The 14232-nt window shown below is 38.4% G+C and carries 16 protein-coding genes; 7 read left to right on the top strand and 9 right to left on the bottom strand.

Going from position 1 to position 14232, the window contains the following annotated elements; translation table 11 throughout:
* Positions 1–45 precede the first annotated feature (45 nt).
* Positions 46–480: a GNAT family N-acetyltransferase gene (locus R6U77_RS06695; protein WP_319837887.1), complete on the bottom strand. Its 435-nt coding sequence runs from the start codon at positions 478–480 to the stop codon at positions 46–48.
* 159 nt (positions 481–639) lie between these two features.
* Here R6U77_RS06695 and R6U77_RS06690 point away from each other — a divergent pair, with 159 nt between their 5' ends.
* Positions 640–1572, top strand: a complete 933-nt coding sequence (locus R6U77_RS06690; RefSeq protein WP_319837886.1) for a bile acid:sodium symporter family protein — start codon at positions 640–642, stop codon at positions 1570–1572.
* A gap of 118 nt (positions 1573–1690) precedes the next feature.
* On the top strand, positions 1691–3436 hold the full coding sequence (locus R6U77_RS06685) for a methyl-accepting chemotaxis protein (RefSeq protein WP_319837885.1): 1746 nt from the start codon (positions 1691–1693) through the stop codon (positions 3434–3436).
* 70 nt (positions 3437–3506) lie between these two features.
* Here the strand turns inward: R6U77_RS06685 and R6U77_RS06680 are convergent, their stop codons facing one another.
* The gene (locus tag R6U77_RS06680; RefSeq protein ID WP_319837884.1) at positions 3507–4400 is read right to left on the bottom strand and encodes a tetratricopeptide repeat protein; all 894 of its coding nucleotides are present in this window, start codon (positions 4398–4400) and stop codon (positions 3507–3509) included.
* Positions 4401–4583: 183 nt separating this feature from the next.
* Between R6U77_RS06680 and R6U77_RS06675 the strand changes: the two genes are divergently transcribed.
* Together R6U77_RS06675 and R6U77_RS06670 are read left to right on the top strand one after the other, a co-directional pair.
* Positions 4584–5063, top strand: a complete 480-nt coding sequence (locus R6U77_RS06675) for a DUF6530 family protein (RefSeq protein WP_293921852.1) — start codon at positions 4584–4586, stop codon at positions 5061–5063.
* A gap of 19 nt (positions 5064–5082) precedes the next feature.
* Positions 5083–6456, top strand: a complete 1374-nt coding sequence (locus tag R6U77_RS06670) for an MATE family efflux transporter (protein ID WP_319837883.1) — start codon at positions 5083–5085, stop codon at positions 6454–6456.
* Positions 6457–7011: 555 nt separating this feature from the next.
* Here the strand turns inward: R6U77_RS06670 and R6U77_RS06665 are convergent.
* Together R6U77_RS06665 and R6U77_RS06660 are read right to left on the bottom strand one after the other, a co-directional pair.
* Positions 7012–7647 (bottom strand): O-methyltransferase, encoded by a 636-nt coding sequence (locus tag R6U77_RS06665; RefSeq protein WP_319838349.1) that lies wholly within the window; start codon positions 7645–7647, stop codon positions 7012–7014.
* A complete protein-coding gene (locus tag R6U77_RS06660) occupies positions 7634–7975 on the bottom strand; it encodes a hypothetical protein (protein ID WP_406601081.1) in 342 nt (113 codons plus the stop codon). The genes R6U77_RS06665 and R6U77_RS06660 overlap by 14 nt, the downstream gene beginning before the upstream one ends.
* A 143-nt stretch (positions 7976–8118) precedes the next feature.
* Here R6U77_RS06660 and R6U77_RS06655 point away from each other — a divergent pair, with 143 nt between their 5' ends.
* Both R6U77_RS06655 and R6U77_RS06650 read left to right on the top strand, forming a co-directional pair.
* Complete coding sequence (locus tag R6U77_RS06655; protein WP_319837882.1) at positions 8119–8805, top strand: Dph6-related ATP pyrophosphatase; 687 nt, start codon at positions 8119–8121, stop codon at positions 8803–8805.
* Between the two features lie 190 nt (positions 8806–8995).
* Entirely contained in the window at positions 8996–9832 is an 837-nt protein-coding gene (locus R6U77_RS06650; protein WP_293921857.1) for a YitT family protein, read from the top strand.
* A 48-nt stretch (positions 9833–9880) separates the two neighbouring features.
* Here R6U77_RS06650 and R6U77_RS06645 read toward each other — a convergent pair whose 3' ends face one another.
* Positions 9881–10012, bottom strand: a complete 132-nt coding sequence (locus R6U77_RS06645; protein ID WP_319837881.1) for a hypothetical protein — start codon at positions 10010–10012, stop codon at positions 9881–9883.
* An 86-nt stretch (positions 10013–10098) separates the two neighbouring features.
* Between R6U77_RS06645 and R6U77_RS06640 the strand changes: the two genes are divergently transcribed.
* Positions 10099–10584 (top strand): hypothetical protein, encoded by a 486-nt coding sequence (locus tag R6U77_RS06640; RefSeq protein ID WP_319837880.1) that lies wholly within the window; start codon positions 10099–10101, stop codon positions 10582–10584.
* Between the two features lie 35 nt (positions 10585–10619).
* Here the strand turns inward: R6U77_RS06640 and R6U77_RS06635 are convergent, their stop codons facing one another.
* Genes R6U77_RS06635 through R6U77_RS06620 form a run of 4 tightly spaced genes read right to left on the bottom strand, consistent with a single transcriptional unit; the run spans position 10620 to position 14152 of the window.
* On the bottom strand, positions 10620–11456 hold the full coding sequence (locus R6U77_RS06635) for a hypothetical protein (RefSeq protein WP_319837879.1): 837 nt from the start codon (positions 11454–11456) through the stop codon (positions 10620–10622).
* A 56-nt stretch (positions 11457–11512) separates the two neighbouring features.
* Positions 11513–11884: an iron chaperone gene (locus R6U77_RS06630; RefSeq protein WP_319837878.1), complete on the bottom strand. Its 372-nt coding sequence runs from the start codon at positions 11882–11884 to the stop codon at positions 11513–11515.
* 37 nt (positions 11885–11921) lie between these two features.
* Entirely contained in the window at positions 11922–12419 is a 498-nt protein-coding gene (locus tag R6U77_RS06625) for a GNAT family N-acetyltransferase (protein ID WP_319837877.1), read from the bottom strand.
* A complete protein-coding gene (locus R6U77_RS06620) occupies positions 12416–14152 on the bottom strand; it encodes a methyl-accepting chemotaxis protein (protein WP_319837876.1) in 1737 nt (578 codons plus the stop codon). Before R6U77_RS06620 ends, R6U77_RS06625 begins: the two co-directional genes overlap by 4 nt.
* Between the last annotated feature and the right edge of the window lie 80 nt (positions 14153–14232).

The raw sequence follows: 14232 nt of genomic DNA, 5'->3' as shown, positions 1-14232 counted from the left end.
AGAAAATAATCCATTTGCTAAATACGCCTTCATCTTGTTTCTCTCCTAATCCAATGATTTCTCAAAAATAATTTTATGTCTGCCTTTTTCATCAATAAATGTTGAAATAATGTCAAAGCCATGCTTTAAATTTGTGATGAGCATTGCCTTACGCTGATTGCGTCCATATGTACGGATTTGTTGGAAGCCTAGCTTTTGAACCTCTTTATGCTGTTGCACCATTAGATTGCTAGCAATTCCCCGTCCACGCTGGCTTTCATGCACACCACCTAGCCAGCTGTAAAATACTTGGTCAGGGTGTATGTAGCCTAGCTTAAAGCCAATCAACTGCCCATCCTCTATAGCAAATAAACAAAGCAACCCATCTTTATTTTCAAGCTTCTCCAATCTCAGCTCCGCCCCCTCAAAAACATGTGCATGAAGTGCTTGTAGCTGTGCCATATATTGATGTGGCACACCTTTTACAATCTCAATTTGCATATTATTTCACCTCCTATGCTAAAATAAGCTTAACTTTTCACAGCAAAAGTCCAATACTGATGGGATAAAAGTGCCTCAATCAGAGAGGAGGACTCCTTGAACAAGCTTGAAAAAATCTGAACACAATTGTAATTAACAAATTTAAAGAAGGTCTTGCCTATGCTCGAAAAATTAAACATCTTTCTTCAACGCTATATTGCGATTTTAACACCACTTAGTCTTATTATTGGTGTTTTGTTTGAAAATATTTTACATCACTTGCTTTTTCTTGTTGCATGGATATTTGCCTTCATGACATTTGCTGGCAGTTTACGCATGAAATTCAAAGACTTAACCATTTTTATTAAGCATCCTATCGTTATTTTAATATCGATTGCCTTTTTACATATTGTTATGCCTTTATGGGCGTACTTGCTATCCACTATCATATTTGATGATCATTTATTAATTGTTGGCTTTGTGTTATCTGTTGCTGTACCTACTGGTGTAACGAGCATGATTTGGATTACGATTTGTAAAGGAAATATACCTTTAGGTTTATCTATTATATTAATTGATACATTACTTGCTCCAATCATTATGCCTTTTCTTTTACTCCTCGTTTCTGGGGAAAGAATTGAGCTTCAGCTATCTTCATTAATGATTAGTTTAACCTTTATGATTGTACTACCGACATTGCTAGGTATTGCCGTCAATGAATTATCAAAGGGGCAAATTCCACAAAAAATTTCGAGTAAACTTGCACCCTTTTCAAAGCTTGCTTTGTTTGCCGTCATTATGATTAATAGCAGCACAATTGCACCTTATTTAAAAAATATCAATATGGAGTTAGTTACTGTTATCAGCTTAATACTTGTTATCGCCATATGTGGCTATATTTTCACAATGCTAATTGGACGTTATTTATTATCTGATGACAGCCATATCACAGCTTTCATCTTTACAGGAGGTATGCGCAATATCGCATTAGGTGTTGTCATCGCAACAACATATTTCCCAGCGAAGGTTGCTATGCCTGTTGTATTCGGTATGCTGTTCCAGCAAGTTTTAGCATCTGTTGTCAGTAAAGTTGTGACAAAGGCTTCTACTTAATGTTTTCTTAATATATAGGTATAAAGATTTATAATTTAAAATTGGATACCACTTTCAACATATAAACTGTACAATAACGATAGGTATTTAGTTAAAATTATAAATAGGATGTGAGCATATGAAGGAACAATCTAAAGTTTCTTTTGTTAACAGTATTTTCACGAAATTGACTTTGCTAATTATTGCCGTTATTACATTAACAGCTGGAGTAATCGGTGGGTCAAGCTACTACTTAACGAAAAAAGAGCTTGTTCAGGCAGGAGAAAACGATATTAAACACCTTGTCAACACAGCCATCGTGACATTGAGTGTCTTAGATGACCAAGTAAAGGCCGGCAATATGACATTGGAGGAGGCACAAGCACAGGCTCGCGTGCTGCTTAGTGGACCTCAGCTCGCAGAAGGCTACGATTTTAAAAATTCTTCATTCCTTTATAAAAAGGATGGCTATTTAGTTGCTTATGATGACAATTATGCAGCAGTTCTCCATCCATCAAATCCAATCGGTCATATACCTGAGGATACGACAAATCGTGAAAACATGGTACTTGCTGCAAAGGCAACAGACGCTCACAGCCATTTTCATCATTTTAACGATATTGATGATGCAGGTAAGCAGGTAACAAAGACAGCATATATGGAACAATTCGAGCCATGGGGCTGGTATGTAGGGATGAGCGTATTTGATGCCACTTTTTATGGCGAGCTCAATAAAATAAAATGGTATATTATCGCAATGACTATCATCATTACATTAATTGGCATTACACTATTTTATATGGCTTCACGCAAAAAATTCAAGCTATTAGAAGCTATTTCGAATGCCTTTTTAGATATTGCCAACCGCAAAATCCATGCAAAATCATTACCTGAGTCAAAAGATGAAATTGGACATCTCGGACAATCCTTTAACCATATGTTAATGCAGCTACGTGATCTGATTGGTCGATTGCAGGAAACGAGTAGCCAAGCAGCAGAAACCTCTCTCTCCTTATCCGCTATTTCTGAGGAAACGGCCTCAAGCAGCGAGGAAGTGGGACGTGCCATGAATGATATCGCTAGTGGGACTGCAAGCCAGTCTACAGATTTAGAGCAAACGACACAGCAAATTGAACGACTTAATACATCCATCGCGGCAATGAATCAACAAAACGATACGATTCAGAAAATGATGGCACAGTCTGAAACGGCGGCATATCAAGGGCAAGAAAAGGTTCAACACCTTAAACAATCCAATGAACAATCCTTGATTTCATCGAATGAGGTAAGCGAAAATATTGCAAGCTTACATAGTAAAATTAGCGAAATTTCAAGAATTACAACAGCAATCGAAAGCATCTCATCTGAAACAAACTTACTAGCATTAAACGCAAGTATCGAGGCGGCACGTGCGGGCGAGCACGGAAAAGGCTTTGCTGTAGTTGCCGAAGAAGTACGCAAACTAGCTGAGCAGTCCAATGAAGCAACGAAACAAATTCAAAGCATGATTTCAACGATTGAAATCGAAACAGAAAAAACGGTACAGGCTGTTGCTGAAACAATTGACCGCTCACAACAGCTCGATATGGCTGTTAATGAGACTGAGCAGGAGTTTAGCCAAATTGTCACAGCTATTACTGCGACAACACAGGCAATTACAGTACTAAATCAGGAGTTATCAGCAATCACACTACAAAACCAAGCAATTACTGACGCTATTCAAAATGCATCGGGTATTTCTAATCAAACAGCGGCAGCGGTTGAGCAAATAACCGCCTCTATTGATGAACAAATTGGTGCAATCGCTCAAGTAGCCGTATCAGCGGAGCAATTAACAGACTTAAGCCAAACATTGAGTAGCATTGTAGAGAAATATGAGCTATAGAACTTTGACTATCACCATTTCTTCAATGTTTTAACAATAAATCAATTACGCCGAGGCGTAATTGATTTATTTAATAATATGGATGTTGGTGCTGCGGACAACCAAATAACAGACAACCCCCATGCACATAAAAGTTCATTTCTAGCGGTGGGATATAGCCTTGCTGTAGACCCCTTGGTAAGCACTGAATTTGCTGAAATTCTGCCTGTAATTCTTGCAGACGCTCTGCCTTATCCTCAGCTGTCCAATTAGGTTCCACAGATTCATTTTCAACCTCTACTATCATTTCTCTTATATGCTGCAATGCCGTAGCGAGGATAGCGTCCATTCGCTCTACCTTCCCTAGCTTCCACAAGCTATAGCTATATCGTTCAATTGCATAGGATGAAAAAATGACTTCTCCCCATTCCCTTTCAAAATAGTCCACCGCCATTGTAAACTCACCCATCTCAATCAATAATTCTGCTAGCTCACTCCAGCCAATAAAATGGTCATCTTCATCTGACCATTGCCGAATATACGGTAAAATATCTTCACCAGCTTGTAATCGATAATATAGCTCATATAGCTTTTCATAGCTCGATGGCTCTGCAATTTCTACAAGGCATTGCGCTGCCTGCTGCCATTTTCGATTTTCCGCATAGACATATGCTAAATTATGCAAAATAACAGGCAATCGCTCCATTTGTAATGCCTTTTCTAACATTTGCTCAGCCAGCTTATACTCACCTAAATGCGCCAATATTTGACCATATAATGCATATGGAAAAACATGATTTGGCTGCTGTACAACTACTTCCTCCGCTAAAGGCTTTGCACAGATAGGCTTCTCCTCCTCATGCATATAAAACCAAGCTAAATTATGTAAATTCTCAATCGTTCGCTCATTTGCAACTAATTGTTTAACCCTTGCAAATGCCTTATCGTATTCGTTATCAACGAAGTATTGCAACGCCTTTTTCATAAAGTCCTCCTTCTCCGATGCACAAGCCATGCACATATATTTAAAATAATTGTAACAGATTGTTTGGGTGCCAGGCACACATACAATTCTCACACAATTTATGTTTGACTTCTTTAGAGGATAGTGATAAATTTACTAAAGTAGTAATTTAGTAAATTACTAAATTAGAAAGGATGATTAACAATGAAAATACCTACACATTTAAAGCATAAACCAGTTATTGTTGCGGAAAACTATGCAAATATCGATGGTCGCACTGCCTATAAAACAGATGCACAGGGGCTGTCACTTGGCTTAGCACAATGGAACGATCGTGGCAAAGTCGATATTTCTGCAAAAGTATGGCGTCATACAGGGGGCAAATGGTCACGCCAATCTGAGGAATTGCCTCTACACCGCGTACTCGATTTAGCTATTTTAGTATGTGAGGCACAGCTACATTTTAAAGATGCTTATCGCTACGAAAATTTATACGATGAAGCGAATCCCGTTATTAAACGCGTTGGACTACAAGGTGATGCGATGACGGTGGAAGTATGCACGGAAAATGAGCAAATCAATGAAGATATTCAGCTTTTTAATCAAGCATTAAGCGAGGATGGCGAGCTAATTGGTGAACGCCTGCGCACATTATCACGTATTTTAAAAGAAATGGGTTATTAAAACTCTGTGAGGAAACAAGATGAGCGGACAATTACTACAAGATGATCAACAGCTAAGAAAAGCTTTTTTTAAATTTTTAATTCCTGTCATGCTAGCAAATGTGCTGCAATCATTAGGGCAAGTAGCCGCAATGCTTATTGTTGGGCGCAATTTAGGCGATGATGCACTCGCAGCCATTGCAGCATTCTTTCCATTTTTCTTCTTTTTAATGGCATTTGCTATCGGTATTGGTTCTGGTAGCTCGATTTTAGTTGGGCAAACATACGGTGCTGGCAATCACGAGAAAATGAAGGAAGTCGTTGGTGTTACTTTAGCCTTTACTACAATTTTATCACTTGCAGTAGCTATATTTGGCGCCTTCGGAATCGAATGGATTTTACGTTTTATGAAAACACCTGCTAATATTTTAGATATGAGTGTCAGCTATGCGAAGATTTTATTTTTCACACTACCAATTATGTTTTGGTACATGACATATACGACATTTATTCGTGGTGTTGGTGATTCAAAAACGCCCTTTATCTTTTTAGTAACAAGCGTTGCATTAAATATCGCCTTTTTACCACCGCTTATTTTTGGCTGGTTTGGGCTACCTGCATTTGGCTTAAACGGTGCCGCGTATGCTGCAGTATTATCGAATTTAGTCACGATGATTTTACTACTTGCCTATTTGCACAAAACAAACCATATTTTACGTTTAGACAAATCTGTTTTACAGCATTTTAAACTGAAAAAGGATATTTTAATTTCCTTATTCAAGCTAGCTATTCCAGCAAGTATTAGCATGGTGGCAATATCTGTCGCTGAAATTGCCGTTATTGGCTTCGTTAATGTTTATGGCTCAAGTGCAACAGCAGCTTACGGTGTTGTAAACCAAGTAGCAAGCTATGCACAAGTACCTGCAATGAGTATTTCCATTGCGACATCTGTATTCGTTGCGCAAGCATTAGGCGCAAACTCAACGGAAATGATTAAAAAAATCCGTAGTATGGGCGTGAAAGTAAACTATTTATTAGGTGGCGCTGTCATTTTAGTCACATATATATTTGCAGAGCCAATTTTATCGCTCTTTATTACTTCAACCGATACAGTTGATATCGCAAGAAATTATTTAATGATTACGTTTTGGAGCTATTTAATATTCGGACATACACAAACCGTTTCAGCAACAATGCGTGCAACAGGTGTCGTACTTTGGCCAACCGTTTTCCTTGTGTTAACAATTTGGCTTGTGCAAGTACCAACCGCCTTCATTTTATCTAATTACACTACCTTTGAACTAAATGGCGTGTGGATGGCATATCCAGTGACATTCTGTGTTCACTTCATTATGCAATATGCTTACTTTAAATTAGGCTGGCAAAAACGCACATTGCAGGCAATGCTGAAGTAATCGGGCGAATTAATATTCTTTATTTTCAAATACAAAAGCTATTAATCAAAAAGGGTGTTTGAAGGACGCTTAGAGAATCTTCTACAGTAGAATTTAAGCGACAATATACGGCAGCAATTCAACAGCAAATTAGCGAATATCCTTTATCGTCTCAAAAACAACCATTTGGGAAAGTTGCTCCCAATGCCTTTGTTGTCACATTACCTAAACAAACATCTGAATCTCCTTCCGCTGTAACTGAAATTATTGATGAGCTATTGCAACATCATCAAATTGCTCGTATTGGAAACGGGCGAGCAACTAAATATATCGTCCAAAAATAACTTAGGGGCCGTCCAGAAAGTGAACTTTCTGAACAGCTCCGCTTTTTTACATAATAAATTTTTGATTAAAATTGTACTCCTGCGGTGGTCACAATAGAGCTTTTCTGCGACGAGTAATCGCAGGAGCAAATGGTTTTAACTGCGACGAGTAACCGCAGGAGCAAATTGTCATCATCCTCGTCGCAAAGGGGGGCGTCCCAAAATGACTTTTCGGACGCCCTCCCTTACTATCTTATTTTACTCTTGATAATGTCATTCCATCACCGAGTGGAACGAGCACCGATTCTAGTCGTGGATGCTGCGCTACTTTTTTATTAAACCTTTTCATTACTTCTGTGTAGCGCTTTTGCTTTGCCTCAGCACTCGCTACACTCCCCCCAGCTAGCACATTATCCGTAACAATTAACGTACCTGGCTCTGCTAATTGAATGCAATATTGTAAGTAATGCTCATAATTTTCTTTATCAGCATCAATAAAGAAAAAATCGAACTTCTCATTATTTAGCGCAAGCTTTTCAAGACTTTGTAATGCTGCACCTGTATGATAGGTCACTTGCTTCTCGAAGCCTGCCTTTATCAAATGTTTATGAGCTAGCTCGGCATAATGCTCCTCTAGCTCTAAGGAGGTTAATGTTCCGCTCTCCTTGAAGCCTCTCGCAATATAAATACCGCTATAGCCATCAAGCGCCCCAATTTCAAGCACCCTTTTTGCACCAGTTATTGAAACAAGCAATGTTAGCAATTTACCTGATGATGGTGATACCGAAATAGCAGGCATGCCGTTTTCTTCGATAGCTGCTGCAACGTCTGCTAAAAGTGCGTCCTCTGTTGAAAAGGTGGCATCAATGTATTGATTAATTTGCTTCATCATTTTGCTGCTCCTTAGCTTCATCCCCTTGAATTTCATCAGCATGTATTTCAAATAGCTGTGTAAATTCGTTAATGACCATATCAAGTGCTTTTAGCTCGCCAATTAATATTTGCTGAATCGATTGAAATTCTGGTTGCTCTAATTGCTGTGCAATCGTCGTGCGTTTAATTGTCAGCTGCTCTAAAAATGTCACAGCTCGCCCTCGTCGAAATGTTTTAGGACCACGTGATATCTCCTCTCTTGCACCACGTCGATGCTCCCCTCGATGCATGCCTCCTCTACCACCTCGTTGAAATTCTCCTCTATGAAAATGTTCATGTCTCATATTTATCGCTCCTTTTGTATACATTTGTATACGTTATAATATTTTAAATTGTATACATATGTATACAATTTGTCAAATTATATTTAAAGAAAGTTGTCACCATGCTAAAATAGCCTCATGACGAAATTAAAGGAGCAATAAATATGACAAACGCAAAACAATGGAAAACTGGCGCAGAAGGTCAAAAATTCGTTGCCTCATACAGCGGAGGTAAAGACAGCACACTCGCCTTATATGAGGCAATGAAAACTGGAGAAGCGATTGGTTTAATTAGCGTGCTTGAAGAAGATGGCGCACGCTCTCGCTCTCATGGAATGACAATCGACTTGGTGAAAGCACAAGCCGATGCAATTGGATTACCGCTTTATCCAGCTGCAACAAGCTGGGAGGATTATGAAGCAACGTTTATTAACACATTAAAGAAAATGAAGGAGCTTGGTGCACAGGCTCTTGTAACGGGTGATCTTGATATGCCTGAGCATGGCTGCTGGCATGAGAAAGTCGCAAATATCGCTGAATTAAAGCTCGGTATGCCTTTATGGGAAGTGGATCATTCAGAAGTGGTTGACCGCTTTATTAGCCTAGGCTTTAAAACACTTATTACAACAGTTAACTTAAAATTTGGTATGTTAGAGAGTGATTTAGGGAAAGTTTTAACATATGACTATGTACAAGAATTAAAAGAACGTGGAATCGATCCTTGCGGAGAGAGCGGTGAGTTCCATACAACAGTCATTGATGGACCTATTTTTAAACATCCCATTGACATTCAACAAGGCGATATTATTCGAGATGGAGACTATGCCTTTTTGCCATTAATATTAAAATAATCAATTACACCTCGGCTAACTCTCGTCCAGATTTTTTCAAGCTTGCTCTTAGGGGCTTCTGCTGAACCAAGATAAAATGTCGCAATACTTCAAATTCATCAACTATCATGGCAAGGGTATTAAAAAGAGCACAAACTTGTTATAGTATTTACTAGAAAATCTTATGATAAATGGTGGTGTGATAAAATTGATGAAATTTGCAAGAGATATTTTAATTATGTTATTTGGTGCATTCCTTTTTGCGCTCGCAATTAACTTATTCGTTATCCCAAATGATTTGGGCGAAGGTGGAGTCACAGGGGTCACAATTATTCTTTACTATACATTAGGCTGGTCACCTAGTATTGTCAGCTTTATTATTAACGGTATACTCATTATTTTAGGGTACCGTTTCCTGAGTAAACGAACGACTATTTACACAATCATTGCAACGATATTCATCTCCTTGTTCTTACATTTAACAGAAACTTGGTCTGTGCAGTCAGATGAAATCATTATTAATGCTATTTTTGGTGGCGTTTTTGTAGGTATTGGTATCGGTTTAATTATCCGAGTTGGCGGTACAACAGCAGGTACAACGATTTTAGCACGTATGACAAACAAATTCCTTGGCTGGAACATGAGCTATGGTCTACTATTTTTTGATTTAATCGTTGTCTTTTCTTCCTACTTCATTATTGGTGCAGAAGCATTGATGCTAACAATTATGATGCTCTATATCGGAACGAAAGTAATGGAGTTTGTTATTGAAGGGATTAATACACAAAAGGCTGTCACAATCATTTCGAAAAAGCCAAATGAAATTGCAGACCAAGTGAGCACTAAAATGAATCGCGGTGTAACTGTTCTGGCAGGTCACGGTTATTATACGAAGGAACAAAAGGAAGTTCTTTATATTATTATTAGCCGACAAGAGGTTATTAAACTCAAAAATATCGTCAAAAAAGTTGACCCAAGTGCCTTTATCGCAATTCATGATGTGCGTGATGTATTTGGAGAAGGCTTCATTGAGTTATCGAAATCTTAATCAATTCAAAGTAGCTATCTGAAGGCGTTCAGATAGCTACTTATATTTTTAGCGAGGCGGATTTTGAGGGGTATTATTTTTTTGCTCTTCTGTCATTTCTTTATCGTTGCGCGTATCTAAATCATCTGGACTCAAATCTTGCGCAAACTCCTCATTTTGTGGATTTTGCTTCTTTTCCATATGGCTCACCTCCACTACTAGAGTTTCCATTTTGTTATACTTTATTCAGATGAATGAACTACTTTCTCTTTAATGGAGGTAAAAAAATGTACAACTTTCGCTTAGATACTAGTAATAGGCAAATGGAACAAGATCAGTACATCCAGCGACAACGGGAAATCAAGAAAGCTTGGTATACTTTAACAGAATTCTTTTTAAAAAAGGGGCATAAAATTTCTCTTAAATATTGGGAGGCAGATAATAGCCATAGCGATAAAGGATATTCTAGTCATGGGGTAAATTTTTTTCTTCAATCCTATGAAGCATTAAGTATGGATTCACATGGCTTGATGATTTTAACTACCTCTATTACACCAAGTATTCAAAGAAAAGTATTGGAAAATACAGCTGACATGCCTGAGAAAATCACGCCTTTTTTCCATATCAATATTGTTGATCATTTCGGAAATGACATGTATAGCTCACAAGATTTTGGAGATAATTTACTGCTACTTTTAACCGAGCATGATTTAAAATTACTGGATAAAAAAATCCCGTTATCTATGCTTGAAAAGCCGATTCAATCAGAATGAAAAGATGTCCCTAGATATTTCAGGGACATCTTTTTCTAAATAGCTTCCAATATATAAGAATTCCAACTCCTAACCTGCTGCAAATCAATAAAACGAAACAACGCCCTCGCATGCCAATCGGTCGTGTCCACTTCAATTTCTACAGTTTGAATTCCCTTCTTCTGTAGCTCCAATAGTTGTCGCTTGAGTAATGCTTGTATATGTACTTCTCCACTTTGTCCGACCCAGCCTATTTCATAATGCTTCTCAGTTACAGCGTGCAGCATAATATATCCTGTTATTTGCTCATCCTCTACCAACACGCCACTTAACTCTGTATCGACCTCATCATCAAACAAAAATTCCTCCCATTCCTGCCATGAGAAATTTTGTGCTGGATTATGTATATGTGTTTCCTCATAATTTCTTTTTAATGCTGAGAAAAAAGGCTCTCGTTGATGCTGTAAAATTTGTGCTAATGCAGTTATTTGAGGTATAGCCTGTATATTTTCTAGCTTCGCTAGTAACGCAGCAATCGAAAACGTTGCCATATATGTTTGACGAAAAAGCTGAAAGCCAGCTTGCTCCGCCATTTTGATTTTGCTCTGTTCATCTTCCCAGCATGAAAATACTACTTTCTTTTGCGACTGCAATAGTGATTCAAGCAATGCTGGCATTGGCTCTAACGCAAAAAATTGTATATATTTTGCCATTGGGTGAAAATCATTGAACCAGCTCATTGCTATTCCTGTTACTACTGAATCTTTTGTTGCAATAAATAATTCCTCATATTTTTTGCTATCTAGTCGCCATTTCACTTCAGTTAATTGTACTAAAAGCTCTGGATGGATAGTATCATCCATAAGCTCTTGAATTTTTCTCACTTTATACATTATTTATCCTCCGTACAAAAAAGAATGGCCGTACCTCAGCCATCCCTCTTTCCTAACTATTTACGCCAAAACGTAGCGCAATCAGCCTTATCAGCAATATTGTAATCAATAATTTTCTCTAACAGCGCATAATCTACAGGCTGCTCCCACTTAATGCGCCATAAGTTATCCGTATGTGTGTAGCCAGCTTCTTTAATCGCCTCTGCAAATTGAACAATTCCCTCTTTTTCTGGGCTTATTGCCATATGCTGCTTAGCAATACTAAAGCCGATAATAAATGTATCATGATCTGTGAACATCGGCTGATTCCAAGCAATTTTCGTGCCTAAATTCGGAAATGTTGTTGCTATCCATGTTAGCACCTCTTCCACTCGTTCGCGTTGCTGCGCATTGTCTATCTTCTCTAAATACTCTGCAAAAGCTTCCATTGCTTCTCTCTCCTTTTAACAGGCTAGCCAATATATTTTAAAGCAATTTTACCATATAATATTCATCCTCATATTGTCCATTAATATATAAAGAATGCTTTTTAATCCCTTCGATTTCAAAGCCCATCCTTTTATACAAATGAACAGCTGCCTCATTTTTCACTAATACCGTTAATTCAAGCCGATGTAGACCAACTTCCTTTGCCCAATTGAGGACAAAACTAAACAAAGACTTGCCAACACCTTTTCCTCGACTATTACTGTGCACGCCGATGACTAAGTAAGCTCTATGTGCAATACGCTCTGGATTGTCATTGCGAACAATCATATAGCCTAAAATCACTTCTCCTTCTTGTGCTATAAATAGTCCAGATTTTACCTCATTATTAAGGTTGGCAATCATTTTCGCAAGCCCCTCTGCCGTTATTTGACGTTCACCAGGTGAAAATAGCATAAAGCCTGATTGTTCAGCATCTGCCATTACTTGCACTATTTGTGCTGCATCTTGCGTAGTTGCTTTTCTAATCTCTATCATTGTTCAACCTTAAACCTTTCTATTAACTGATTTAATTCAGAGGCAATTTTCGTTAGCTCCTCTGAATTATGCACAATCTCTGCCATCGAAACCGTTGATTTTTGTACAAGGCTTGATGTACCTTCAATACCAGCCTGTGCATCCTCTGTCGCTGTAGCAACATTACCGATGGAGCTATGAATACTATTACCTCGTTCGGAAATATGCTGTAAATCCTGTGCAATCCCTTGAATTTGCTGCTGCATTTGCTTAACTGCAGAATGAATATTAGTAAAAACAAAACCGGTCTCCTTCAATGTGACGGTGCCTTTACTCGCTTGCTCGTAGCCTGACTCTAATACTTTAGCTACCTCACTTGACTGCTCTTGAATTCCTCCAACGATACTGACAATATTACCGACTGACTTCTTCACCTCTTCAGCCAACTTACGAACCTCATCTGCCACAACCGCAAAGCCCTTGCCATGCTCTCCAGCGCGCGCTGCTTCAATCGCTGCATTTAAAGCTAGCAAGTTTGTTTGCTCTGCTATGCCTTCTATAACTTGTACTAAGCTTGAAATGTTTTTGGCATCATCATCCAATGCCTTGACCTGTTCTACCGATTTCTCTACACCTTTATACAAAATAGATACATACTGCTCTGTTTCAGTAATTTGCTTAAATCCTTCATCAGTTAAAGCAAGAACACTCTCAGCCTCTTTATTTAAGGCATCTCCCTTATCACTTGTGTAATCGATTTGCTTAGCGAAATCCTCAACCGTTTCAACAATTTTTACTGTAGCCGCTGCCTGTCCTTCCGCACCAGCTGCCAAATTAACCATCGTTTGAGCAACCGTCTCATTACCCTGCTTAATTTCCTCTGCATTGCTCAATTGCTCCTTGGACATTTGAACGAGTGTTGTAGAATGCTGAGAAATACCTGAAATCACGGGCTTTAAGCTATCTGTCATCTTTTGAAAAGCATTCGCTACCGTCCCAACCTCATCTGTGCGCTTCGTTGAAAAGTCTGCTGATAAATCCCCTTCTCCAACCTTATGTACCTGATGTGCAAGGCTTCGTAAAGGTGATACAAAATAGCGACTTAAAGCATAAACAATGATAATACTAATTAGTAAAGCACCTGCTATAATAAGGTATAAATTCCTCTTTTGCTGCGCCATGTTCATATAAATCGCTGTCGCATCTAAATCGGCTCCCATCACTCCAATTACCTCGCCTGATTGTGATATCATTGGCACATAGGAAGAAATAAGTGAGCCATACTTCCCTTCACTTGTCATAGAAATTTGTGTAGCACCTGTCGAAAATGCCTTTTCTACATCTGGCAAAATATCTGCATTATCCTCTAACTCTCCTAACAAGGATTCATTTTCATCTCCTATTGGTAGCCCATCAACCATATAAAAATAATCATAGCCATTCTCTGTTTGCTCACGCCCCATCGTATATAAATAGCGCAATCCTGTAGCTTGGCGATGCTTATTCATTTGCTCTCGCAATGCAAGATAATAGGATGAGTCTGGTTCAGTTACTCCCAGCTCAATCTCTTTTATATACTCCTCTATATCGATTTGCATCACAGATTGCTCTGCAATTGTTTTCGCAATTTCATTCAATGATTGCTCAACTAGCTGAATTGATGAGCGATAAGTTGTCCATGCAATAAGCACAGCTAAAATCAATACGATAATCGAAAAGTAAAGTGTCATCTTTTTTTGAATACTATCTTTCATAAATCACCCTCCTATAAATCAAAATATTATGTAAATTCAAAAAGGGACAATCCTATATCACTTAGCCTATCACTTATCCT

The organism is Lysinibacillus louembei (assembly GCF_033880585.1).
In the GTDB taxonomy this organism is placed as follows: domain Bacteria; phylum Bacillota; class Bacilli; order Bacillales_A; family Planococcaceae; genus Metasolibacillus; species Metasolibacillus louembei.
The sequence above is the reverse complement of the archived record's forward strand: the minus strand, read 5'-3'. Positions and strand labels throughout refer to the sequence as shown.